At 59.5% G+C, this 23570-nt stretch carries 21 protein-coding genes; 13 read left to right on the top strand and 8 right to left on the bottom strand.

Annotated features, from left to right (window positions below):
* Positions 1–549: 549 nt before the first annotated feature.
* From AC1Q8Q_RS05825 to AC1Q8Q_RS05835, 3 genes are all read left to right on the top strand, one after another.
* On the top strand, positions 550–813 hold the full coding sequence (locus AC1Q8Q_RS05825; protein WP_008058016.1) for a DUF2790 domain-containing protein: 264 nt from the start codon (positions 550–552) through the stop codon (positions 811–813).
* A gap of 543 nt (positions 814–1356) precedes the next feature.
* Positions 1357–2604 carry a ribonucleotide-diphosphate reductase subunit beta gene (locus tag AC1Q8Q_RS05830; RefSeq protein ID WP_150772443.1) on the top strand — a complete coding sequence of 416 codons (1248 nt, stop codon included), beginning with the start codon at positions 1357–1359 and terminating at the stop codon, positions 2602–2604.
* A gap of 229 nt (positions 2605–2833) precedes the next feature.
* Positions 2834–3547, top strand: a complete 714-nt coding sequence (locus AC1Q8Q_RS05835; RefSeq protein WP_020800275.1) for an HNH endonuclease — start codon at positions 2834–2836, stop codon at positions 3545–3547.
* 60 nt (positions 3548–3607) lie between these two features.
* Here the strand turns inward: AC1Q8Q_RS05835 and AC1Q8Q_RS05840 are convergent, their stop codons facing one another.
* From AC1Q8Q_RS05840 to arcD (AC1Q8Q_RS05875), 8 genes are all read right to left on the bottom strand, one after another.
* The gene (locus AC1Q8Q_RS05840) at positions 3608–4312 is read right to left on the bottom strand and encodes a DUF6933 domain-containing protein (RefSeq protein ID WP_168758847.1); all 705 of its coding nucleotides are present in this window, start codon (positions 4310–4312) and stop codon (positions 3608–3610) included.
* A gap of 36 nt (positions 4313–4348) precedes the next feature.
* On the bottom strand, positions 4349–4711 hold the full coding sequence (locus tag AC1Q8Q_RS05845; RefSeq protein ID WP_020800273.1) for a hypothetical protein: 363 nt from the start codon (positions 4709–4711) through the stop codon (positions 4349–4351).
* A gap of 164 nt (positions 4712–4875) precedes the next feature.
* Complete coding sequence (locus tag AC1Q8Q_RS05850; RefSeq protein ID WP_042955789.1) at positions 4876–5256, bottom strand: hypothetical protein; 381 nt, start codon at positions 5254–5256, stop codon at positions 4876–4878.
* Positions 5253–6665, bottom strand: coding sequence for a PAAR domain-containing protein (locus AC1Q8Q_RS05855; protein ID WP_492614918.1), 1413 nt, complete (start codon positions 6663–6665; stop codon positions 5253–5255). The genes AC1Q8Q_RS05850 and AC1Q8Q_RS05855 overlap by 4 nt, the downstream gene beginning before the upstream one ends.
* Positions 6666–6793: 128 nt before the next feature.
* A complete protein-coding gene (locus AC1Q8Q_RS05860; protein WP_240963509.1) occupies positions 6794–6982 on the bottom strand; it encodes a hypothetical protein in 189 nt (62 codons plus the stop codon).
* A 54-nt stretch (positions 6983–7036) separates the two neighbouring features.
* Entirely contained in the window at positions 7037–7279 is a 243-nt protein-coding gene (locus AC1Q8Q_RS05865) for a hypothetical protein (RefSeq protein ID WP_240963510.1), read from the bottom strand.
* A gap of 169 nt (positions 7280–7448) precedes the next feature.
* Positions 7449–8312, bottom strand: a complete 864-nt coding sequence (locus tag AC1Q8Q_RS05870) for a DNA-3-methyladenine glycosylase family protein (RefSeq protein ID WP_492614883.1) — start codon at positions 8310–8312, stop codon at positions 7449–7451.
* Positions 8309–9736 (bottom strand): arginine-ornithine antiporter, encoded by a 1428-nt coding sequence (arcD, locus tag AC1Q8Q_RS05875; RefSeq protein WP_168758849.1) that lies wholly within the window; start codon positions 9734–9736, stop codon positions 8309–8311. Before arcD (AC1Q8Q_RS05875) ends, AC1Q8Q_RS05870 begins: the two co-directional genes overlap by 4 nt.
* Positions 9737–10178: 442 nt before the next feature.
* Between arcD (AC1Q8Q_RS05875) and arcD (AC1Q8Q_RS05880) the strand changes: the two genes are divergently transcribed.
* The 10 genes from arcD (AC1Q8Q_RS05880) to gcvT all read left to right on the top strand — a co-directional run bounded on the left by arcD (AC1Q8Q_RS05880) (position 10179) and on the right by gcvT (position 23541).
* The gene (gene arcD, locus AC1Q8Q_RS05880) at positions 10179–11606 is read left to right on the top strand and encodes an arginine-ornithine antiporter (RefSeq protein ID WP_168758850.1); all 1428 of its coding nucleotides are present in this window, start codon (positions 10179–10181) and stop codon (positions 11604–11606) included.
* Between the two features lie 33 nt (positions 11607–11639).
* Positions 11640–12896, top strand: coding sequence for an arginine deiminase (gene arcA / locus AC1Q8Q_RS05885; protein WP_020800265.1), 1257 nt, complete (start codon positions 11640–11642; stop codon positions 12894–12896).
* A 69-nt stretch (positions 12897–12965) separates the two neighbouring features.
* Complete coding sequence (locus AC1Q8Q_RS05890; protein WP_020800264.1) at positions 12966–13976, top strand: ornithine carbamoyltransferase; 1011 nt, start codon at positions 12966–12968, stop codon at positions 13974–13976.
* A 145-nt stretch (positions 13977–14121) separates the two neighbouring features.
* On the top strand, positions 14122–15051 hold the full coding sequence (gene arcC, locus AC1Q8Q_RS05895; protein ID WP_110755287.1) for a carbamate kinase: 930 nt from the start codon (positions 14122–14124) through the stop codon (positions 15049–15051).
* A 12-nt stretch (positions 15052–15063) separates the two neighbouring features.
* Positions 15064–15426, top strand: coding sequence for a DUF5064 family protein (locus AC1Q8Q_RS05900; protein WP_492614884.1), 363 nt, complete (start codon positions 15064–15066; stop codon positions 15424–15426).
* 225 nt (positions 15427–15651) lie between these two features.
* A complete protein-coding gene (gcsR, locus tag AC1Q8Q_RS05905; RefSeq protein WP_492614885.1) occupies positions 15652–17160 on the top strand; it encodes a transcriptional regulator GcsR in 1509 nt (502 codons plus the stop codon).
* 415 nt (positions 17161–17575) lie between these two features.
* Positions 17576–17959, top strand: a complete 384-nt coding sequence (gcvH, locus tag AC1Q8Q_RS05910) for a glycine cleavage system protein GcvH (RefSeq protein ID WP_083349676.1) — start codon at positions 17576–17578, stop codon at positions 17957–17959.
* A gap of 10 nt (positions 17960–17969) precedes the next feature.
* Positions 17970–20819 (top strand): aminomethyl-transferring glycine dehydrogenase, encoded by a 2850-nt coding sequence (gcvP, locus tag AC1Q8Q_RS05915; RefSeq protein WP_454866263.1) that lies wholly within the window; start codon positions 17970–17972, stop codon positions 20817–20819.
* Between the two features lie 184 nt (positions 20820–21003).
* Positions 21004–22380 carry an L-serine ammonia-lyase gene (locus AC1Q8Q_RS05920; RefSeq protein ID WP_020798448.1) on the top strand — a complete coding sequence of 459 codons (1377 nt, stop codon included), beginning with the start codon at positions 21004–21006 and terminating at the stop codon, positions 22378–22380.
* A 36-nt stretch (positions 22381–22416) separates the two neighbouring features.
* The gene (gene gcvT, locus AC1Q8Q_RS05925) at positions 22417–23541 is read left to right on the top strand and encodes a glycine cleavage system aminomethyltransferase GcvT (RefSeq protein WP_033041496.1); all 1125 of its coding nucleotides are present in this window, start codon (positions 22417–22419) and stop codon (positions 23539–23541) included.
* The last annotated feature ends 29 nt before the right edge of the window (positions 23542–23570 follow it).

Below are 23570 nucleotides of genomic sequence, written 5' to 3' on the forward strand. Positions count from 1 at the left end.
CAAAAAGGAAGCAAAAGGCTTTGCCCCACCACTCGGTGCCTCGCTTAGGCTCGGCATGCCAGAACGAAGGCATTGCTCCGTGGGTCGCCGCGATGGGCCCTCCCTGGCCCAGCTCGGCTAAACCGGCGTCCTGCCGGTTTCCCCACTGCGCAATGCCTGCGTTCGGCCATCGTGGTTAACGGAGCACCCAGATCAAAAGCCAAACCGAGGCGGCCTTAAAGCAGACCTGACTGTTACGGGTGTACCTGGACCCCCTGTAGGAGCGAGCCCGCTCGCGAAAAACCCGAGAACACCGCGGGGCACCAGACAACACGCATTATCAAAGGCTATCCAGAGATTGTTACAAAATCCGTCAAAGGTGTTTATCAAAACCATGCCTATATGAATCCCACCCCCGCGCCTAAAATTCGCTCCGCCAACCCGGCAAACTGAGTTAACCGAGTTACAGCCCCCACGAAGGCAGTTAACCCAAATCCAAGTAGTGCAGTTCCACACGCAACCTCAAAAAGGTTGCGTGACCCCCTTCGCCCTTAGAAAGGTAAATATTAAATGAAAGCTTTATTGGTACTGGCCCTCAGCAGTCTGTGCGCAACCGCCATGGCAGACGAGGCCCAGACTGATGTCGCGCAGCAACAACCGGCCATCGAGGATTACACTTACTCGATGCACCTGGACATCGCCAAAGTTATTTCAATGAGCGAAGTTCCCAATGTATGCGAAGTTGTCCCGATGAAAATGGAATATGACGACTCCAAGGGCCAGCGCCATATCCTGCGTTACAGCGTCATGGGTAACGGCTGCTCCAGCGGCTGATTGACTGCGCCGAATCCGGCCCACTCAGCCGCGTGCTGAAGGTCGATTCCAGCCCGGCTAACGTCGGGCTCAGTTGTGTCTGGACTGGTCAAAAAACGCCCACAAACACAAGATGTAGTGAAAAAGGCCATTTTCTGCTTACTTTTTGAACAAAACCGATACCTCGCCATTTTCACGAAAAAAAATCTTCACCCGCCAAAGCCCTGTAAACCCTCGCTCCGACCGAAAAACCCGCCCTCTCGACCGTGCCATGCGCGGATTCGCCCCACCACGACCGTGAAAATTTCCATATAATGCGGCCATAAACGGGCCTGCAATATCCCCTTACAGGGATGAATAGCCAGTCTGAAGCCCCGCAACGGCATTCGATGCTGATTTGCGCCCATCAGTGGCTCTCGGAACCCCGTACAAAATTATGTTTATTTGCCTGCGTAGCACCGCTGCAAAAAACGATATCCAACGCGGCCAGCACCGCCGTGTGAAAAAACCAACCCATCCATTTTCACACGGGCACACTGGCCCTCACGCAGGAGACGACACGTCATGCTGAGCTGGGACGAATTCGACAAAGAAGACACGGAAGTTGTAGCCAAGAGCGCCAACGCCGGCCACGCCACCGAAGCCAACATGGACCGTCTCGACAGCGCCGGCGGTGCCGCCGCCCTGGAAGCTCGCGCCGTGACCGCTGCGGACTCCGCTGCCGTCGCCCGCGCCAAGGCTGCCCTGGATTCCCTCGACGTCGCCGAAGGCCTCGCCGAACTCGAAGGCGCCTCCGCCCGTGTCGCTGTCGATGAAAAGCGCATGATCAACTGCCGTGCCGACCTCAACCAGCTCGTACCCTTCAAGTACGACTGGGCCTGGCAGAAGTACCTGGACGGCTGCGCAAACCACTGGATGCCGCAAGAAGTCAACATGACCGCCGACATCGCCCTCTGGAAAAACCCAGAAGGCCTGACCGACGACGAGCGCCGCATCGTGATGCGTAACCTCGGCTTCTTCTCCACCGCAGACTCCCTGGTTGCCAACAACCTGGTCCTGGCCGTGTACCGCCTGATCACCAACCCGGAATGCCGCCAGTACATCCTGCGCCAGGCCTTCGAAGAGGCGATCCACACCCACGCCTACCAGTACTGCATCGAATCGCTGGCCATGGATGAAGGCGAAATCTTCAACATGTACCACGAGATCCCATCGGTCGCGAAAAAAGCCACCTGGGGCCTGAAATACACCCGTTCGATCTCCGATCCGAAGTTCGAAACCGGCACCGTCGAAACCGACAAAGAGCTGCTGCGCAACCTGATCGCCTACTACTGCGTCCTGGAAGGCATCTTCTTCTACTGCGGCTTCACCCAGATCCTCTCCATGGGCCGCCGCAACAAAATGACCGGCGTCGCCGAGCAGTTCCAGTACATCCTGCGCGACGAATCCATGCACCTGAACTTCGGCATCGACGTGATCAACCAGATCAAAATCGAAAACCCACACCTGTGGGACGCCGAAATGAAGGAAGAAGCTTCGCAGATGATCCTGCAAGGCACCCAACTGGAAATCGAATACGCCCGCGACACCATGCCTCGCGGCGTGCTAGGCATGAACGCGGCGATGATGGAGGACTACCTCAAGTTCATCGCTAACCGTCGCCTGTCGCAGATCGGTCTGAAGGAAGAATACCCAGGGACGACTAACCCGTTCCCTTGGATGAGCGAGATCATGGACTTGAAGAAAGAGAAGAATTTCTTTGAGACTCGAGTTATTGAGTATCAGACTGGTGGGGCGCTTAGCTGGGATTGATTTCCAAGCTAGCCACGATTTGACGACTTGAATCGGCAAATCGAACATCTGAAAGCCCTCGACTTGTTCGGGGGCTTTTTTATGGATTAGGAAAACTCCATTCGATGGGCTAGATAATGCGCCGGTAGGATCTTCTGTAAGAAACGCCGCTATTTCTTGTAGGAAAATTCGTAGACAGCCGTAGTGGCCACTCAGTATCGTCCGAGGGTTTTCAACTCTCGGCGATTCTATGAGCGAAACGATAAAAGACAGCGACTGGAGCGTTTCAGAGATCAGGGCCGCGGTGGATGCCTATCTAAAAATGCTCGCGCTAGAGCTAAGCGGTCAGAAATTCGTGAAGACTGTAGAAAATCTTGCTCTACGCGAAGCGGCCTTACCCACCCGCACCAAAGGCTCCGTCGAATTCCGGATGCAGAACATCTCTACGGTACTGATGAAGATGGATCGAGAATTCATCAAGGGGTATAAGCCTGCCAAGAACGTTGGTTCGAATGTTGAGCAGTTAATTCGGGCAGCGCTCACCGAACGAGGCGTTCAGCCCGGCGACCCCACCGCTCCGACAGCTGATGAACAAACGCTAGAGCGACGTGCTGCTGCGCTTCAAAAGCAAAAGATCAAGGAGCCGCCAAAAGGTATTAAAAAACCGAAACGAGCAGCAAGCTCTGGCACAGTCTATGTGCGTGATCCCGAGGTGCGAGCGTGGGTGCGAAATGAAGCCGAAGGTCATTGCGATGGCTGTGGCGAACCTGCTCCGTTTCAAAAACTTGGGTTGCCTTATCTGGAAGTCCACCACGTTAAGCCCCTCGCCGAAAAAGGCTCGGATCAAGTCACCAACGCCGTAGCACTCTGCCCGAACTGCCATCGTCGTTGTCATCATTCGAGCGACAGTGAGGAATTCACCGCTTCGCTTTACAAGAAGGTCACACGGCTGATTCCCGAGTAATCGAACTCTGTAGCGAGGTAACTTGCCGATGCAAGGATCAACCCTCCGTCCATGTCTGCATTACTGCAATGGCTCGAGCGCTTGCCGAAGTCGATCCTCCAGCGCCCATATCTCCCGCTTCACCTCCATGCGCCGCTCACGGGCGGCTTGAATGCGAGACTCGTCAAGGCCAGCGTAGCGGCGTAGCCAATGAACGATCATTTCCTCATCAGGGTGGTAATAGTCCTTGTGGCCTTTACTCCCTCTCAGGGTGTCATTCATATCACTGTCGAAGCGGCCAGCCGCGAATTCATCCGGGGGCAACGTGCCCCATTCGGCGGCGCAATCCTCGAATACCCAGGAAATCTCATTGAGGTGTTTTTGCGCTCCGCGATGGCCGCGTTTGTAAAACACCTGCTCGCGGCAACTCTCCTGGAAACGCTCCATCATCGGCTCGTCATCGACCCATTGAAGGATGTCGTGCTGGCCCGCATGGCGGACCAGGCCGTTTATCCAACGCTCGGCAAAACGATCGACAAAGCCTTCCAAATCGGCTTTTTTCGCGTGCGCGAAAATCATGCAGTACCGGGTTTGCACATGGATGACGAACAGCACGTGCTTGCGTTGAACGGTAATCGCGTGGACCAGCCACTGTTCGGCTGACGCATCAGGCGCATCGTCCTCAATAATGGGCGATGGTGGTTTACCCACCGGGGAGATTTTCTTGCCTTTGTGCACACGACTGAAAAAGTTGCTGGCGGCTTCGGTGCAATTGAAGATCAACATCCTGGTTCTCTGGTAGAAGGCGGGTGATAGCGGTTGTCAGTCCTGCTGCACTATCTCATCTGCCCATTCAATCTCATAGGGCTGGCGAACCACGTCAGCAATCTCTTCCCGCGCCGCTTCGCTGAGGACCGACAGCTCTGCATCGGTCAGCAAGTCGTGTCTGACCATCATTCTCAAAGCCATCAGTGCGCTAGAGCGACTGTAAGGATCGAAAGTCCGGACGATGTCTTTATCCCGGTCGCGCATCAGCCGATAAAGCATCCCATACCTGGCTTGAGCCGAAAGCGCACCATGCTCAGTGATGGTCTTGGCATCGGCCAACACACCCTGGCAGAAACGATCGAGCGCCAGCTTGCGCAGTTCCTTGAACTTCTTCCAGTCGCTTTCGATGATGGGCATGAGCATTACCTCTGCGAAGGATCTTTGACGAAGTAAAACGCATTCTTGCCGAAAAATCCTGTCGCATTCAGGTCATTGAGTCGCAGGGGCTGGAATTCGCCCCGACACCGCCAAAATCGAGATTGTCAGATTTTTTGTGTGCGGGACGGTTATGGCCTGCCCTCTTACCTGAATTTCACCAGCAAAGATCCAATCAACAGCCAAACACCACTACCAACCAACATGACAGCTTTTATTTTTAGTAGACGCTTCAGATGAGGAGGGAAGTTTTTAATATCCTCGGGGTCCAGTTCACCACTGCGGATTGATGCGTTTGGCATCATTACCATCCCGGCGATTTTTGCTACCAGCATAAGGCACCCAAACCATCCCTGAGTCCTCAGGCCCGGCCCCCAGATCGCGATATAGCGACTGTTCTTCAGGGCCCCCATCATCACATCCAGATGACGGCCTAAATATAGGGAGTACGCGATACCCACAACCCCCAGTAGGAATGGTCCCCCAACAACAGTTATGGAAACCCAGGTTGGCCACATGTCGATCATGGCGTTGAGCCTTCGTATATTTTTTCGCCTAAAAACTCTCCTCCATCACCACCACGGGTCGTACCCAGCCATGCCCCACCACCTATCAAGGTCGCAATGCAGACAACGCCCCCAATGCCTGTAGTGTATCCAAGCGCCAGGCAGACAGGCGCACTGGCATATTTGCCTAACTCTGCACCCACAATGCCACCAACGGTGGACCCGATGAATTTTCCACCCTCAGTAAATCTAACCTTCTCACAAGCCGTACCAGAATCCCCAGCACAAACTTCCTGAATAGCCAGCAGCGAAGAAACCCCGCCAATACCAATGCCGATGTAACCACCGGTGCTCATGTACTTGGCAGCCCGACTGACCGCATTCACATGGGTCGCATAACCCGGAATCTGCCCCGGCGCCCCAGCCTTGTCCCAGTGGTGCACCAGGCTACGACTGGAAATGCCGAGGGCGGTCTTCAATTTGGGGTGATCACCCAAGGTGGTCACACCACGAAGGCGCGTGGAGTTCAGCAGGTGGGCATCCAGCTGGGCGAGCAGACGCTGGCGCTCGGCAACAAACGGCTTCGATCTCAGGTTGCCATGCTGGCGATAGGTTTCCTGATGCAGGCGCTCTATGCCCTGGAGGGTGTCGCGCAGGCGGATCAGGTGCTTCTCCATTACCGCTGCGCTGACGCCGAGAACGGTCGAAGTATCGCCGGTAAAACTGGCAATTTCGGCGCCGTGGCGATACATGAACTCCGCTTCTGCTGGCGTCAGGGGATCGAGGGCTGCCTTGACCTGTTGAGCGGTTTGCATCAGCTGGGCTTCCTGGTAGGTGCAGGAAGTGTTGCTCGGATCGCTTAGCACGATCATCGAACCGGCTTTGAGGTCGCTTCGATCAGGGTTGAGCGCCTTGAACTTGCTCATGGTCGCGTGTTGGCGCGAGGGGAAAAGCGTGGCTTCCAGTTGTTCGCGGGTCATGCTGTTGGGGACAACGTAGAAGCCGGGTTCCGGTAGGTCTGCTTTGTTGAATGTTGCTGGTGCCGGATGACTGGAAGGAGCGAAACCGGATTGACGTGGCACTGCTGGCTGGGTGCTGGCAGTTGAAGCAGTTGGCTCAGCCGCTCTTCTGGACACCGGCGGTGAAGCGTCCGCTTTCGTGTAAGTTGCCGTGAGTACCGTGGGGATAAGACTGGCCTTACAAGGGCAATTGCTGTAGCTATCCAGCGTGCCAGCCATGGGCCTTCCAAGACTGGTCATATACGAGATGCCACCGACGATCCGATACGTCTTCCTGTCCTTTCCACAGGTGACTCGATCACCATCACAGGCATGGGCAACGCCATACATCATGATCCGGGTGTCACCATCGAGAACTGTGCCGCCACAGGTGGTTCGGTCATTCAAACCGATGAAATGTCCTTCTCTCATTGAATTTCTTCTCCATGACTTCCGGTCGAGTCCAGAAGGTTTACGACGAGGGGTTGCGACCGTCAGTTGCGTCAGCATTCAAGCAACGCCGAACTGAGACAGCCTTGGGCAGCGCCAGACTTGATCGCTCAGTCCGCGATAGATGGAAGAAAATCCTTAACCATCGACTCCCTTTCGCGCGCAACAAACACCAAGCCGTCCTGCGGCGTATTGATGATCTCGTCGCCATTGCTGAGCAAGCTGCCGACCAACGCCACATCATTGTGAACCTGCCCGGCGCCTGTGATGATCTGCGCCGTACTGCCATCGACATACATGACGTAGTCGCCTTTGCGCGCTCCACGCACCGACTGTCCATTTTCCAGCTTGAACTACTGCAGTCCGGTCCCTTGCTGGATCACTCCGCCGTTACGGGTATGGCTGCCCTCGGTGGCAAAGCGGAAGATGGCGATGGCGGGATGAGCGTCAAGGTATGCCTGCTGTTCGCGAACAGTCGCCTGGGTTTCCTCATCGAATCGCGCAATGTGCTGCTCAGTGAAGTGCGGGGTGTCCAGGCTGCGGAGGTATTCTGGGGAAACAGCATTGCCACACAAGAACTGAAAGGGTGCATTCATTTCAAACTCCTTATCCTTGGAAGGGTGTTCAGAAATAATGCAGCGGACGCTAACAGCGTTGCGAGCCTCACGGCAGGGTCAAAAAGACGATTCAGAAGTTTCTCCAAAAGAAACAATCCTTTTCCTACAAAAGGGTCTGTCCATGGAGGCCACGTGGATGAATCAACCCTCAGTCCGGCCGACTCAACGAACTCCACAACAACTGCGCCGCATACCCCCGATACGGCCGCCATCCCTCAGCCCTCTCCAACAACTGCCGAGCCGTCACCGCCCCACCCTCCAATGCCGCCAACGCATTGATCAACCCCACATCCCCATTCGGCAACCCATCCATTTCCCGCAACTGCCGCAACGCAATGTACTGCGCCGTCCAGTCGCCGATGCCGTACAACGCCAGCAACCGCGCCACCCCGCCGTGCCGACCGGGTTCAAACAACAGGGGATCATCGATCACCGCCTGGGCCACGCCCGACAACGTACGGCCTCGGCTTTTCGGCATCCCCAATGTCGCAAGGTCCGCCGCCGCCAGCACCGCCGCTTCGGGAAACACATGGGTCAGGCCACCGCGCGGCGAGCTCAAGGGCACGCCGTATTGCGCCACCAGTTTTCCCGCCAGCTTGATAGCCGCGCCGACGGTAATCTGCTGCCCCAACACCGCACGAATCGCCAGTTCCAAACCATCCCACGTCCCCGGCACGCGCAGTCCTGGGCGCTCTGCGATCAGCGGTGCCAGCAGAGGATCAACAGACAGGTGCCGATGAATGCTGATCAGGTCGGCATCCAGATCAAACATCCGCCGCAGCCTGGCGACGATCTCGGGCACTGCGTTGGCATCGGGAAAGTCCAACGTCAGTTCCAGTGAGTCCGCCGTCGCAGGCCCGACAGCGAGCGTGCCGTGGACCCCGTTCAAGCCGATGCTGCGTGAGTAGACGTCGCCGACCACTTCTTCCATTCCAGTGATCGCCCGCGCCGACAGGAACCCCACCATCGCGGGCCAGTCGTAGGGCGCCTGGAACGCCAGCAGTAACTTCACAGGCTGAGCACTCCGCTGTACAGCGCATACGCCGCCAGTCCGGCAGCGCTGATGACACAGGTAAATATGCCCTTCTCGAGGGTGGTGAACAGCGGTTTGCCCTGTTCATGCCTGGCCTTGGCGAACAGGATCACGCCGGGCGCATAGAGCAAGGCCGAGAGCAGCAGGTACTTCACGCCGCCGGCATACAGCAACCACACGGCATAGCTCAGGGCGATGCCGCCGATCAGCAGGTCCTTGGTGCGTTCGGCAGAGGCGTGCTCATAGGTTTCACCGCGCCCGCTCAGCAGCACCGCATAAGCCGCCGACCACAGATAGGGCACCAGGATCATCGATGAAGCGAGGTAGATCAGGCTGGTGTAGGTGCCGGCGGAAAACAGGGTGATCAGCAGAAACAGCTGAATCATCACGTTGGTCAGCCACAGCGCATTGACCGGCACATGGTTGGCGTTTTCCTTGGTCAGGAATGCCGGCATGGTCTTGTCCTTGGCCGTGGCGAACAGGATCTCTGCACACAGCAACGCCCAGGACAGCAACGCGCCCAGCAGTGAGATCCCCAGGCCGATGCTTATCAGCAACGCGCCCCACGGGCCGACGATATGCTCCAGCACCGAGGCCAACGACGGGTTCTGCAAGGTGGCCAGTTCCGGCTGACTGAGGATCCCCAGCGACAGCACGTTGACCAATACCAGTAGTGCCAACACCCCGACAAAACCGATGACCGTGGCCCGGCCCACATCCGAACGTTTCTCCGCCCGCGCCGAGTAGACACTGGCCCCCTCGATGCCGATGAACACGAACACGGTGACGAGCATCATGTTGCGCACCTGGTCCATCACGCTACCGAAACTCGGGTTGCTGCGGCCCCAGATGTCCCGGGTGAAGATATCCGCCTTGAACGCCACGGCGGCGATCACGATGAACATGATCAGCGGCACGATCTTGGCCACGGTCGTCAACAGGTTGATGAAAGCGGCTTCCTTGATCCCGCGCATCACTATGAAATGCACCGTCCACAGCAGCAAAGACGCACAGGCGATGGCGGTCGGGGTGTTGCCTTCGCCGAACACCGGAAAGAAAAACCCCAGGGTGCTGAACAGCAGCACGAAATAGCCGACGTTGCCCAGCCAGGCACTGATCCAGTAACCCCAGGCCGACGAGAATCCCATGTAGTCGCCGAAACCGGCCTTGGCGTAGGCGTACACCCCCGAGTCCAGTTCCGGCTTGCGATTGGCCAGGGTCTGGAACACGAAGGCCAGGGTCAGCATGCCCACGGCGGTGATGGCCCAGCCGATCAGGATCGCCCCCGCATCGGCCTTGGCCGCCATGTTCTGCGGCAGGGAAAAGATCCCGCCGCCAATCATCGATCCGACGACCAGGGCGATCAGTGCGCTCAGGCGAAGCTTTTGCGTCGATTGCGACATGGCGGCGTCTCCAGTTGCCAGGGGCGGCCATTGCCGCAAGATCGTCACATAACCTGCGTTAACTAAATGGATGAAGCGTAATGACGTTTATTGGATAACGCCAACAAACGCCCATCCAAGTGCCAGATAAAACCCAATAGGCATCGATATATTTTTTTGCTTTATACAACTTTGTTGATAAGCCAATTCCGTTCTGAGAACTCTTCGCGAAAATTTGCGGATTGGCAAAAAAGGGCTAGCTTCATAAGGCGCAAGGAATGCGAAAAAGTTTCAACAAAAATTCAACGAAGCCTCTGGGACAAGCATTACAGGCATTAGCTTTGTATGAGCGATCTTTTGGTTATTCACAATGGAATGTCGACCTGCACTGATCTGAGTCAGTCCACTCAATGGCGGTCGGACCTAGTCTGTTGCCTCTCTTCTCCTGCAATGGAGTCATGCAATGTCTGAAACTCCCGGAAAACTGAAACTCGGCGCGCTGATTGCCCTGGTCGTCGGCTCGATGATTGGTGGCGGCATCTTTTCCCTGCCGCAAAACATGGCGGCCAGTGCCGATGTCGGCGCCATTCTGATTGGCTGGGCGATCACCGCAGTGGGCATGCTCACCCTGGCCTTTGTCTTCCAGACCCTGGCCAATCGCAAGCCCGACCTGGATGGCGGGGTCTACGCCTACGCCAAGGCCGGTTTCGGCGACTACATGGGTTTCTCTTCGGCCTGGGGTTACTGGATCAGTGCCTGGCTGGGCAACGTTGGTTACTTCGTCCTGTTATTCAGCACCCTGGGTTACTTCTTCCCGGTGTTCGGCGAGGGCAATACCGTCGCCGCCGTGGTCGGTGCGTCCGTGTTGCTGTGGGCCGTGCATTGGCTGGTACTGCGGGGAATCAAGGAAGCGGCATTCATCAACCTGGTGACCACGATCGCCAAGATCGTACCGCTGATACTGTTTGTGCTGATTACGATTTTCGCCTTCAAGCTGGAGATCTTCACCGCCGACATCTGGGGCCTGAAGAATCCGGACCTTGGCAGCGTGATGAACCAGGTGCGCAACATGATGCTGGTCACCGTGTGGGTGTTCATCGGCATCGAGGGCGCGAGCATTTTCTCGGCCCGGGCGGAAAAACGCAGTGATGTGGGTAAGGCCACGGTGATCGGGTTTATCACTGTGCTGCTGATCCTGGTACTGGTGAACGTGCTGTCGCTGGGCATCCTGACCCAACCGGAGCTGGCCAAGCTGCAGAACCCGTCGATGGCCGCCGTGCTGGAACACGTGGTCGGTCCGTGGGGGGCGGTGCTGATCAGCGTCGGCCTGATCATCTCGTTGCTCGGAGCACTGCTGTCGTGGGTACTGCTGTGCGCGGAGATCATGTTCGCCGCCGCCAAGGACCACACCATGCCGGCGTTCCTGCGCAAGGAAAACGCCAACCAGGTACCGGTCAACGCCCTGTGGCTGACCAATGCCATGGTCCAGATATTCCTGGTCATCACGTTGTTTTCGGCCAGCACCTACCTGTCGCTGATCTACCTCGCCACTTCGATGATCCTGGTGCCTTACCTGTGGTCGGCGGCGTACGCCCTGTTGTTGGCGGTGCGCGGCGAAACCTACGAAGGCGCGGCGGGCGAGCGTCAGAAGGATCTGTTCATTGGTGCCGTGGCCCTGATCTATGCGGTCTGGCTGCTGTACGCCGGTGGCATGAAATACCTGCTGCTCTCGGCCCTGCTCTATGCACCCGGCGTGATCCTGTTCGCCAAGGCCAAGCTGGAACTCAAGAAACCGGTTTTCACCAACGTCGAGAAGCTGATTTTCGCCGCGGTGGTCGTCGGCGCCCTGGTGGCGGCCTACGGTCTCTACGACGGCTTCCTGACCCTGTAACACGACTGATTTGCCATCTGGAGGTTCACTGAAATGACCACGGAAAAAGTTAAGTACGGCGTCCATTCCGAAGCCGGCAAACTGCGCAAAGTCATGGTTTGCTCCCCAGGGCTCGCCCATCAGCGCCTGACCCCGAACAACTGCGACGAATTGCTGTTCGATGATGTGCTGTGGGTGGCACAGGCCAAGCGCGACCATTTCGATTTCGTCACCAAAATGCGTGAACGAAATGTCGATGTACTGGAGATGCACAACCTGCTGACCGACATCGTCGCCATCCCCGAAGCGCTGGACTGGATTCTCGAGCGCAAGATCACCGCCGATTCGGTGGGCCTGGGCCTGATCAATGAAACCGGCTCGTGGCTGCGCAGCCTGGAACCGCGCAAGATCGCCGAGTTCCTGATCGGTGGTGTCTCGGCCGATGACCTGCCGGACAGTTTTGGCGGCAAGACCATTCAGATGTTCCGCGAATTCCTCGGCCACTCCAGCTTCATCCTGCCGCCGCTCCCCAACACCCAGTTCACCCGCGATACCACGTGCTGGATCTACGGTGGCGTCACGCTCAACCCGATGTACTGGCCGGCACGTCGCCAGGAAACCCTGCTGACCACCGCCATCTACAAATTCCATCCGCAATTCACCAACGCTGAATTCCAGATCTGGTACGGCGACCCGGACAAGGACCATGGCAGTTCCACGCTGGAAGGCGGCGATGTGATGCCGATCGGCAACGGCGTGGTCCTGATCGGCATGGGCGAACGCTCGTCCCGCCAAGCCATCGGCCAACTGGCGGTCAGTCTGTTCAAGCACAAGGCCGTGGAAAAAGTCATCGTCGCCGGCCTACCTAAATCCCGCGCGGCGATGCACCTGGACACCGTGTTCAGCTTCTGCGACCGCGATGTGGTGACCATCTTCCCGGAAGTGGTGAACCAGATTGTCGCCTTCACCCTGCGACCCGATGAGAGCAAGCCGGGCGGCATCGATATCCGCCGCGAAGAAACCAACTTCCTCGACACCGTGGCCAAGGCACTCAACCTCAAGGCCCTGCGCGTCGTCGAAACCGGCGGCAACAGTTTCGCCGCCGAACGCGAGCAATGGGACGACGGCAACAACGTGGTCGCCGTGGAGCCCGGTGTGGTCATCGGCTACGACCGCAACACCTACACCAACACCCTGCTGCGCAAGGCCGGTGTGGAAGTCATCACCATCAGCGCAGGCGAACTGGGACGCGGTCGCGGCGGCGGCCATTGCATGACCTGCCCGATCATCCGCGATCCGATCGACTACTAACCTATCAGCCTTGGCCCGCACTGACCGAGCGCGGGCCAACGGGATAACCGACACCTTAGGAGATCCAAAATGGCGTTCAATATCCATAACCGCAATCTGCTGAGCCTGGAACACCACACCCCTCGCGAATTGCGCTACCTGCTCGACCTGTCCCGCGACCTGAAACGGGCCAAATACACCGGCACCGAACAGCAACACCTCAAGGGCAACAACATCGCGCTGATCTTCGAAAAAACCTCGACCCGCACCCGCTGTGCGTTCGAAGTCGCCGCCTATGACCAGGGTGCCAATGTCACCTACATCGACCCGAACTCCTCGCAGATCGGCCACAAGGAAAGCATGAAGGACACCGCCCGCGTGCTCGGGCGCATGTATGACGCCATCGAGTACCGTGGCTTCAAACAGGAAATCGTCGAGGAGCTGGCCAAGTTTGCCGGCGTGCCTGTATTCAACGGCCTGACCGATGAATATCACCCGACACAAATGATCGCCGACGTGCTGACCATGCGTGAACACGCCGACAAGCCGATCCACGAAATCAGCTATGCCTACCTTGGGGATGCGCGTAACAACATGGGCAACTCGCTGCTGCTGATCGGCGCCAAGCTGGGCATGGACGTGCGCATCTGCGCGCCGAAAGCCCTGTGGCCGGCGGACGACCTGGTGGCACGCTGCAAAAAATACGGAGAGGAAAGCGGCGCGCGCATCACTCTCACCGAAGACCCGAAAGCGGCGGTCAAGGGCGTGGACTTCATCCACACCGACGTCTGGGTCTCTATGGGCGAGCCGGTTGAAGCCTGGGCCGAACGCATCCAGCAATTGCTGCCGTATCAGGTGAATGCCGAGCTGATGAAAGCCACCGGCAACCCGCGCACCAAGTTCATGCACTGCCTGCCGGCCTTCCACAACAGCGACACCAAAGTCGGCAAACAGATTGCCGAGCAGTACCCGCACCTGAAGAACGGCATCGAAGTGACCGATGACGTGTTCGAGTCGCCGGCCTGCATCGCTTTCGAGCAAGCGGAGAACCGCATGCACACGATCAAGGCGATTCTGGTGTCGACACTGGCGGATCTGTAAGGACTGAAGCCCCCTCCATCCGATCGTTCCCACGCTCTGCGTGGGAATGCCGCCACGGACGCTCCGCGTCCGATGTGACGCGGAGCGTCACGGGATGCATTCCCACGGGGACCGTGGGAACGATCAAACTGAAAGGACATGCACCATGCGTATCGTCGTTGCTCTGGGCGGTAACGCCCTGCTCCGCCGGGGTGAACCCATGACCGCGGACAACCAGCGCGCCAATATCCGGATCGCCACCGAGCAGATCGCCAAGATCCATCCCGGCAACCAACTGGTCATCGCCCACGGCAATGGCCCGCAAGTCGGCCTGCTATCGCTGCAAGCGGCCGCCTACACCTCGGTGTCGCCTTACCCGCTGGACGTCCTCGGCGCCGAAACCGAGGGCATGATCGGCTACATCATCGAACAGGAGCTGGGCAACCTGCTGGACTTCGAGGTGCCCTTCGCCACCTTGCTGACCCAGGTCGAAGTCGATGCCAACGACCCGGCCTTCCAGAAACCCAGCAAACCCATCGGCCCGGTGTACGCCAAGGCCGAGGCAGAAAAACTGGCTGCCGAAAAAGGCTGGGCCATCGCCCCCGACGGCGACAAATTCCGCCGCGTGGTCGCCAGCCCCAAACCCAAGCGTATCTTCGAAATCCGCCCGATCAAATGGCTGCTGGAAAAAGGCAGCATCGTGATCTGTGCCGGCGGTGGCGGCATCCCCACCATGTACACCGCACCCGGCAAACTTGAGGGCGTGGAAGCTGTGATCGACAAAGACCTGTGCTCGGCGCTGTTGGCCGAACAGCTGGAAGCCGATCTGTTGGTGATCGCCACCGACGTCAACGCCGCCTTTATCGATTTCGGTAAACCGACGCAGAAAGCCATCGCCCAGGCGCACCCCGACGAAATGGAAAAGCTCGGCTTCGCCGCTGGCTCCATGGGACCGAAGGTGCAGGCAGCCTGCGAGTTCGCACGCCATACTGGAAAAGTCGCGGTGATCGGCTCTCTGGCGGACATCGAGGCGATCGTCCAGGGCAAGGCTGGCACACGCATCAGCACAGCGACACCTGGCATTACTTACTTGTAAGGAGAGACGCCCATGGCACAGTTTCAGCCAGGTCACTTGCACATCGAGCGTCATGCGCTGACACCGGACGATGTCAGTTACAACGTGCACCTCGACTATGAAGTCAGCACCAATGACAAAGGTGAAAAAGGCATCCTGTTCACCATGCATGGCAACATTCAAGGCAAGGACATGTCAGAGCCCTTCTTCCTGCCCAAGGAGGAGGCCTACAACTTCGCCAGGGATGTGACGAGAATTGCCGAGAAGTACGGGATTCCGAAGGCACACAGCCAGATCGGCTCGATCCACAAGCACTACGACTTGATGTTCGAAGACATCCGGCAGCAGTTGAATATGAAATCCGGTGATCCGGTAAACCCCGAACACTTCGAGTAACCCGAACACACGTTCTGTGCTCAACCCAAACCACTGTGGGAGCGGGCCTGCTCGCGAAAGCGCTGTGTCAGTCGCCATCCTCGTTGACTGACACGACGCCTTCGCGAGCAGGCTCGCTCCCACAAGGGTCTAACCCCCGGCATTGAACTCCACGCAGGATTTCACCATTAGCCCGCCCCAAGGCATACTTGCCACCCTTCGCACCCCAGAACCCGAAACCGCACCATGCGCATCCACGTCAGCTTCATCGATCGCGTCGGCATCACCCAGGAAGTCCTGGCCTTGCTCGGTGGACGTAACCTCAACCTGGATGCGGTGGAAATGGTTCCACCCAACGTCTACATCGACGCGCCGACCCTGAGCCCCGAAGTGCTCGAAGAGTTGCGCGATGCATTGCTGAGCGTGCGGGGCGTGCAGGCGATGACCGTAGTCGACATTCTTCCCGGCCAGCGTCGGCACCTGCAGCTCGATGCGCTGCTCGCGGCGATGACCGACCCGGTGCTGGCGCTGGACAGCGCCGGCAAGGTGTTGCTGGCCAACCCGGCGTTGATTGCCCTGTACGGTCGCGAGCCGGCCGGAGAAAGTGTCGCCGACCTGTTTGCCGACCCGGCGCTGCTCGATGCGTTACTCGAACACGGATTTCGCCTGCCGTTGCGAGAGATCACCGTCAACGGCCAGACCTTGTTGCTCGACGCCACGCCGATCACCGACGCTGGCGCCCTGTTGACCCTGTATCAACCCAATCGCATCGGTGAGCGCCTGTCGGCATTGCACCATGATCACGCTGAAGGCTTCGATGCGTTGCTGGGCGAATCGCCGGTCATTCGCACGCTCAAGGTTCGCGCGCAGCGGGTGGCGGCACTCGATGCGCCGCTGTTGATCCAGGGCGAAACCGGCACCGGCAAAGAACTGGTGGCGCGTGCTTGCCATGCCATCAGCGCCCGCCACAACGCACCGTTCCTGGCATTGAATTGCGCGGCACTGCCGGAGAACCTCGCCGAAAGCGAACTGTTCGGCTACGCCCCCGGCGCCTTTACCGGGGCACAACGGGGCGGCAAGCCGGGGCTGATGGAACTGGCCAACCAGGGCACGGTGTTTCTCGACGAAATCGGCGAAATGTCACCGTACTTGCAGGCCAAGCTGCTGCGATTCCTCAACGATGGCAGCTTCCGTCGGGTGGGTGGCGATCGCGAGGTCAAGGTCAACGTGCGAATCCTCAGCGCGACCCACCGCGACCTGGAGAAAATGGTCAGCGAAGGCTTGTTCCGCGAAGACCTGTTTTACCGCCTCAACGTACTCAATGTCGAAGTTCCGCCCCTGCGCGAACGCGGCCAGGACATCCTGCTCCTGGCCCGCTATTTCATGCAGCAGGCTTGCGCACAGATCCAGCGCCCGGTCTGTCGCCTGGCGCCGGGCACTTACCCGGCGCTGCTCGGCAACCGCTGGCCGGGCAACGTGCGGCAACTGCAAAACGTGATTTTCCGTGCAGCGGCCATTTGTGAAAGCAGCCTGGTGGACATTGGCGACCTCGACATCGCTGGCACCTCGGTGGCACGCCAGAGCGATCAGGATATCGACAGCCTGGAGCAGGCCATGGATGAATTCGAGAAAAACCTGCTGGAAAAACTCTACGTCAGCTACCCCTCGACCCGCCAACTGGCCAGCCGCCTGCAAACGTCTCATACCGCCATCGCTCATCGATTGCGCAAGTACGGGATTCCCAACAAGCCGTAGCAATGTTGATCGTTCCCACGCTCCGCGTGGGAATGCAGCCCGGGACGCTCTGCGTCCCAAAGCGTGACGCAGAGCGTCACAAGAGGCATTCCCACGCAGAGCGTGGGAACGATCGATTCAAAAGCGACCTTCACCTGTACTGAAAGCGCTACAGCGGAACGATTTCGCTACACCTCTCTGCAACCAGCCCTGCGCAAGGCTTTGATCCACTTCAGCTTTTTTCTCCTGCTGCGGCCGTAGCGATTTCGCTACAGCCTGCGAACTCAGCTTGACCCAATATAATCTTAACTTGTTGATTTATAACAATAAAACAACATTGGCCGCCTTTTTGCTTAGTAAGCCCCCATAAACCAGGGCATTGCCCAAGCATTCAATCGCGTCCACCAGACGAGTCTGGCCCCCCTTAGGAGTTTCCATGAGCGAGTTGCGTTTTACTGAAGATCACGAATGGCTGCGCACCGAAGCTGACGGCACTGTCACAGTCGGCATCACCGCTTTCGCGCAGAACGCTCTGGGCGACGTGGTTTTCGTACAACTGCCAGAGTTGCAGTCCTACGACAAAGGCGCTGAAGCCGCCACCGTGGAATCGGTAAAAGCCGCCAGCGGCGTGTACATGCCACTGGACGGAGAAGTGCTGGAAGTGAACCCGGCGCTGGACGCCAGCCCTGAGCTGGTCAACGAAGATCCGCTGGGCGAAGGCTGGTTCTTCCGTTTCCAGCCCGCTGACGCTACCGCTGTCGGCCAACTGCTGGATCAGGACGCTTACGACCGCCTGATCAAAGCCCAAGCCGAAGCCTGAGGAGCCTGCCATGACTATCAATCTCAGCACCGCCAATGAATTCATCGCCCGCCACATCGGCCCCCGCGCCGGTGACGAGCAGGCCATGCTCAACACCCTCGGCTTCGACTCCCTCGAAGCCCTGAGCGCCAGCGTCATTCCCGACAGCATCAAGGGCACCAGCGTGCTCGGCCTGGAAGACGGCCTGAGCGAAGCCGACGCCCTGGCGATGATCAAAGGCATCGCCGGCAAGAACCAGCTGTTCAAGACCTTCATCGGCCAGGGCTACTACGGCACCCACACGCCGTCGCCGATCCTGCGCAACCTCCTGGAAAACCCGGCCTGGTACACCGCCTACACCCCCTACCAGCCGGAAATTTCCCAGGGTCGCCTTGAAGCCCTGCTGAACTTCCAGACCCTGATCAGCGACCTCACCGGCCTGCCGATCGCCAACGCCTCCCTGCTCGACGAAGCCACCGCCGCCGCCGAAGCCATGACCTTCTGCAAGCGCCTGAGCAAGAACAAGGGCAGCCACCAGTTCTTCGCCTCCGTGCATTGCCACCCGCAGACCCTCGACGTGCTGCGCACCCGTGCCGAACCGCTGGGCATCGAGGTGGTGGTCGGTGACGAGCGCGAACTGAGCGACGTGTCGCCGTTCTTCGGGGCCCTGCTGCAGTACCCGGCGAGCAACGGTGACGTGTTCGACTACCGCGAACTGACCGAGCGCCTGCACGCCGCCAACGCCCTGGTGGCGGTGGCCGCCGACCTGCTGGCCCTGACCCTGCTGACCCCGCCGGGCGAATTCGGTGCCGACGTGGCCATTGGCAGCGCGCAGCGCTTCGGCGTGCCGCTGGGCTTCGGTGGCCCGCACGCGGCGTACTTCTCCACCAAGGATGCGTTCAAGCGCGACATGCCCGGCCGTCTGGTCGGCGTCTCGGTGGACCGTTTCGGCAAGCCGGCCCTGCGCCTGGCGATGCAGACCCGCGAGCAGCACATCCGCCGCGAGAAGGCCACGTCCAACATCTGCACCGCCCAGGTGCTGCTGGCCAACATCGCCAGCATGTACGCCGTGTACCACGGTCCGCAGGGCCTGACGCAGATCGCCCAGCGTGTGCACCAGTTGACCGCGATCCTGGCCCAAGGCCTGAAAGCGATCGGTCTGAACGTCGAGCAAGAACACTTCTTCGACACCCTGACCCTGAACACCGGCGCCAACACCGCAAAACTGCACGAGCAGGCCCACGCCCAGCAGATCAACCTGCGCGTGGTCGACGCTGAACGTCTGGGCCTGTCCCTGGATGAAACCAGCACCCAGGCTGACGTCGAAACCCTGTGGGCGCTGTTCGCCGCGGGCCAGGCCCTGCCGGACTTCGCCGCCCTCGCCGCCGCCACGCAAGCGACCCTCCCGGCCGCGCTGCTGCGCCAGTCGCCGATCCTCAGCCACCCGGTGTTCAACCGCTACCACTCGGAAACCGAGCTGATGCGCTACCTGCGCAAGCTGGCGGACAAGGACCTGGCGCTGGACCGCACCATGATCCCGCTGGGTTCGTGCACCATGAAACTCAACGCCGCCAGCGAAATGATCCCGGTGACCTGGGCCGAATTCGGCGCCCTGCACCCGTTCGCCCCGGCCGCACAAAGCGCCGGCTACCAGCAACTGACCGATGAACTGGAAGCGATGCTCTGCGCCGCCACCGGCTACGACTCGATCTCGCTGCAGCCGAACGCCGGTTCCCAGGGTGAATACGCCGGCCTGCTGGCGATTCGCGCCTACCACCAGAGCCGTGGCGAAGACCGTCGCGACATCTGCCTGATCCCGTCCTCGGCCCACGGCACCAACCCGGCCACCGCACAGATGGCCGGCATGCGCGTGGTGGTCACCGCCTGCGACGCCCGCGGCAACGTCGACATCGAAGACCTGCGCGCCAAGGCCATCGAGCACCGCGAGCACCTCGCCGCGCTGATGATCACCTACCCGTCGACCCACGGCGTGTTCGAGGAAGGCATCCGCGAAATCTGCGGCATCATCCACGAGCACGGCGGCCAGGTGTACATCGACGGCGCCAACATGAACGCCATGGTCGGCCTCTGCGCCCCGGGCAAGTTCGGCGGCGACGTCTCGCACCTGAACCTGCACAAGACCTTCTGCATTCCCCACGGCGGTGGCGGCCCGGGCGTCGGCCCGATTGGTGTGAAATCGCACCTGGCGCCATTCCTGCCAGGCCACGCGCACATGGCGCGCAAGGAAGGCGCGGTGTGCGCCGCGCCGTTCGGCAGCGCGAGCATTTTGCCGATCACCTGGATGTACATCCGCATGATGGGCGGCGCCGGCCTCAAGCGCGCCTCGCAGCTGGCGATCCTCAACGCCAACTACATCTCCCGTCGCCTGGAAGAGCACTACCCGGTGCTGTACACCGGCAGCAACGGCCTGGTGGCGCACGAATGCATCCTCGACCTGCGCCCGCTGAAAGACAGCAGCGGCATCAGCGTCGACGACGTGGCCAAGCGCCTGATCGACTTCGGCTTCCATGCCCCGACCATGTCCTTCCCGGTGGCCGGCACCCTGATGATCGAGCCGACCGAAAGCGAATCCAAGGAAGAACTGGACCGCTTCTGCGACGCCATGATCCGCATCCGCGAAGAAATCCGCGCGGTGGAAAACGGCACCCTGGACAAGGACGACAACCCACTGAAAAACGCCCCGCACACCGCGGCGGAGTTGGTCGGCGAGTGGTCGCATCCGTATAGCCGTGAGCAGGCGGTTTATCCGGTTGCCTCGCTGATCGAAGGCAAGTACTGGCCGCCGGTCGGTCGTGTCGACAACGTCTTCGGCGATCGCAACCTGGTCTGCGCCTGCCCGTCGATCGAAAGCTACGCTTAAACCAACAGGGGGCGGGTTTACTCGCCCCTATCAAGCACACCACACCCCCTGTAGGAGCTGCCGCAGGCTGCGATCTTTTGATCTTGATCTTGAAAAAAACAAGATCAAAAGATCGCAGCCTGCGGCAGCTCCTACACAAAGCATCTCCCGTGAAACGCCTATAACAAGAAACCGGAGAACAACCATGTCGTTAAGCGTGTTCGACCTGTTCAAGATTGGCATTGGCCCCTCCAGCTCCCACACCGTCGGCCCGATGCGCGCAGCCGCACGTTTCGCCGAAGGTTTGCGCCGTGAAGGGCTGCTCACCGCGACCGCTTGCGTCAAAGTCGAGCTGTACGGCTCACTCGGCGCCACCGGTAAAGGCCACGGCAGCGACAAGGCTGTGTTGCTCGGCCTGGAAGGCGAACACCCGGACACCGTGGATACCGAAACCGTCGCCGCTCGCCTGCACGAAATTCGCGGCAATGGTCGTTTGAACCTGCTCGGCGAACACAGCATTGCGTTCAATGAGAAAGAACACCTGGCGATGATTCGCAAGCCCTTGGCTTATCACCCCAACGGCATGATCTTTCGCGCCTTCGACACCGCGGGTTTGCAAATCCGCAGCCGCGAGTACTATTCGGTCGGCGGTGGTTTTGTCGTCGATGAAGACGCTGCCGGCGCCGACCGTATCGTCGAAGACGCTACCCCCCTGACCTTCCCGTTCAAAAGCGCCAAGGACCTGCTGGGTCACTGCACCACCTACGGCTTGTCCATCAGCCAGGTGATGCTGACCAACGAAAGCGCCTGGCGCCCGGAAGCGGAAACCCGCGCCGGCCTGCTGAAGATCTGGCAAGTGATGCAGGACTGCGTCGCCGCCGGTTGCCGCAACGAAGGCATCCTGCCCGGAGGCCTGAAGGTCAAGCGCCGGGCAGCCGCGCTGCATCGGCAATTGTGCAAGAACCCCGAATCGTCACTGCGCGATCCGCTGTCGGTACTGGACTGGGTCAACTTGTACGCCCTGGCGGTCAACGAAGAAAACGCCAACGGCGGACGCGTGGTAACTGCTCCGACCAACGGCGCGGCCGGGATCATCCCGGCGGTACTGCATTACTACATGCGCTTCATCCCCGGCGCGAACGATGACGGGGTGGTGCGCTTTCTGCTGACAGCCGCGGCCATTGGCATTCTGTACAAGGAAAATGCCTCGATCTCGGGCGCCGAAGTCGGCTGCCAGGGCGAAGTCGGTGTGGCCTGTTCAATGGCGGCGGGAGCCCTTTGCGAGGTGCTTGGCGGCACCGTGCAGCAAGTGGAAAACGCTGCGGAAATCGGCATGGAACATAACCTCGGGCTGACCTGCGACCCGATTGGCGGGCTGGTGCAAGTGCCTTGCATCGAGCGCAACGCCATGGGCTCGGTCAAGGCCATCAATGCCGTGCGCATGGCCATGCGCGGCGATGGGCAGCACTTCGTGTCCCTCGACAAGGTCATCCGCACCATGCGCCAAACCGGCGCCGACATGAAAAGCAAATACAAGGAAACCGCCCGTGGCGGTTTGGCGGTCAACATTATCGAGTGCTGATGCGCGCTCATCTTCACACTTCTCCAGGAGCTGAATATGTCCACCGAACAACTGTTGAAAACGCCGTTGCACGCCCTGCACGTCGAATTGGGCGCGCGCATGGTGCCGTTCGCCGGCTATGACATGCCGGTGCAGTACCCGCTGGGCGTGATGAAAGAACACCAGCACACCCGCGAGCAGGCCGGCCTGTTCGATGTCTCGCACATGGGCCAGATTCGCCTGACCGGCGCCAATGCCGCCAAGGCACTGGAAACTCTGGTGCCAGTGGACATCGTCGACTTGCCGGTGGGCATGCAGCGCTACGCGATGTTCACCAACGAGACCGGTGGCATCCTTGACGACCTGATGGTCGCCAACCTGGGTAACGACGAACTGTTTTTGGTGGTCAACGCCGCCTGCAAGGACCAGGACCTGGCCCACCTGCGCAAGCACATCGGTGACCAGTGCACCATCGAGCCCCTGTTCGAAGAACGCGCCCTGCTCGCCCTGCAAGGTCCTGCCGCGGTGACCGTACTGGCACGTCTGGCGCCAGAAGTGGCAAAGATGACCTTCATGCAGTTCGCCCCCGTGAAACTGCTGGGCGTCGACTGCTTTGTCAGCCGCTCGGGTTACACCGGTGAAGACGGTTTCGAAATCTCGGTACCGGCCGCCAACGCCGAAGCCCTGGCCCGGGCCTTGCTGGCCGAGCCTGAAGTAGCGGCCATCGGCCTCGGCGCACGCGACTCCCTGCGCCTGGAAGCCGGCCTGTGCCTGTACGGCCATGACATGAACACCGACACCAGCCCGATCGAAGCCAGCCTGTTATGGGCCATCTCCAAGCCGCGTCGTGCCGATGGCGCGCGCGCCGGTGGCTTCCCTGGCGCAGAAAGTGTGTTCGCACAACAACAAACCGGTGTTACCCGTAAGCGCGTTGGCCTGCTACCGCAGGAACGCACACCTGTGCGCGAAGGTGCTGAAATCGTCAACGAAGCAGGCGAGATCATCGGCAGCGTCTGCAGCGGCGGCTTTGGACCGACCTTGGGTGGCCCTTTGGCCATGGGTTACCTGGACAGCGCCTACACCGCCATCGATACGCCGGTATGGGCAATCGTTCGTGGGAAAAAGGTGCCTTTGCTTGTAAGCAAAATGCCATTTGTTCCACAACGCTACTATCGCGGTTGATTGACTGTTCCTATAAGTAACGCGGTTGT

This window comes from Pseudomonas sp. GW823-FHT06B06 (genome assembly GCF_058795195.1).

What these genes read in the sequence shown, in the direction of transcription:
- AC1Q8Q_RS05830 (WP_150772443.1), top strand. Translation starts at nt 1,357, where the DNA reads ATGCTGAGCTGGGACGAATTCGACAAAGAAGACACGGAAGTTGTAGCC.
- AC1Q8Q_RS05860 (WP_240963509.1), bottom strand. Translation starts at nt 6,982, where the DNA reads ATGTATGTCGATGGCAGTACGGCGCAGATCATCACAGGCGCCGGGCAG.
- arcD (WP_168758850.1), top strand. Translation starts at nt 10,179, where the DNA reads ATGTCTGAAACTCCCGGAAAACTGAAACTCGGCGCGCTGATTGCCCTG.
- AC1Q8Q_RS05825 (WP_008058016.1), top strand. Translation starts at nt 550, where the DNA reads ATGAAAGCTTTATTGGTACTGGCCCTCAGCAGTCTGTGCGCAACCGCC.
- AC1Q8Q_RS05900 (WP_492614884.1), top strand. Translation starts at nt 15,064, where the DNA reads ATGGCACAGTTTCAGCCAGGTCACTTGCACATCGAGCGTCATGCGCTG.
- gcvT (WP_033041496.1), top strand. Translation starts at nt 22,417, where the DNA reads ATGTCCACCGAACAACTGTTGAAAACGCCGTTGCACGCCCTGCACGTC.
- arcA (WP_020800265.1), top strand. Translation starts at nt 11,640, where the DNA reads ATGACCACGGAAAAAGTTAAGTACGGCGTCCATTCCGAAGCCGGCAAA.
- gcsR (WP_492614885.1), top strand. Translation starts at nt 15,652, where the DNA reads ATGCGCATCCACGTCAGCTTCATCGATCGCGTCGGCATCACCCAGGAA.
- gcvH (WP_083349676.1), top strand. Translation starts at nt 17,576, where the DNA reads ATGAGCGAGTTGCGTTTTACTGAAGATCACGAATGGCTGCGCACCGAA.
- AC1Q8Q_RS05840 (WP_168758847.1), bottom strand. Translation starts at nt 4,312, where the DNA reads ATGTTGATCTTCAATTGCACCGAAGCCGCCAGCAACTTTTTCAGTCGT.
- AC1Q8Q_RS05850 (WP_042955789.1), bottom strand. Translation starts at nt 5,256, where the DNA reads ATGATCGACATGTGGCCAACCTGGGTTTCCATAACTGTTGTTGGGGGA.
- AC1Q8Q_RS05865 (WP_240963510.1), bottom strand. Translation starts at nt 7,279, where the DNA reads ATGAATGCACCCTTTCAGTTCTTGTGTGGCAATGCTGTTTCCCCAGAA.
- gcvP (WP_454866263.1), top strand. Translation starts at nt 17,970, where the DNA reads ATGACTATCAATCTCAGCACCGCCAATGAATTCATCGCCCGCCACATC.
- AC1Q8Q_RS05920 (WP_020798448.1), top strand. Translation starts at nt 21,004, where the DNA reads ATGTCGTTAAGCGTGTTCGACCTGTTCAAGATTGGCATTGGCCCCTCC.
- AC1Q8Q_RS05845 (WP_020800273.1), bottom strand. Translation starts at nt 4,711, where the DNA reads ATGCCCATCATCGAAAGCGACTGGAAGAAGTTCAAGGAACTGCGCAAG.
- arcC (WP_110755287.1), top strand. Translation starts at nt 14,122, where the DNA reads ATGCGTATCGTCGTTGCTCTGGGCGGTAACGCCCTGCTCCGCCGGGGT.
- AC1Q8Q_RS05855 (WP_492614918.1), bottom strand. Translation starts at nt 6,665, where the DNA reads ATGAGAGAAGGACATTTCATCGGTTTGAATGACCGAACCACCTGTGGC.
- AC1Q8Q_RS05835 (WP_020800275.1), top strand. Translation starts at nt 2,834, where the DNA reads ATGAGCGAAACGATAAAAGACAGCGACTGGAGCGTTTCAGAGATCAGG.
- AC1Q8Q_RS05890 (WP_020800264.1), top strand. Translation starts at nt 12,966, where the DNA reads ATGGCGTTCAATATCCATAACCGCAATCTGCTGAGCCTGGAACACCAC.
- arcD (WP_168758849.1), bottom strand. Translation starts at nt 9,736, where the DNA reads ATGTCGCAATCGACGCAAAAGCTTCGCCTGAGCGCACTGATCGCCCTG.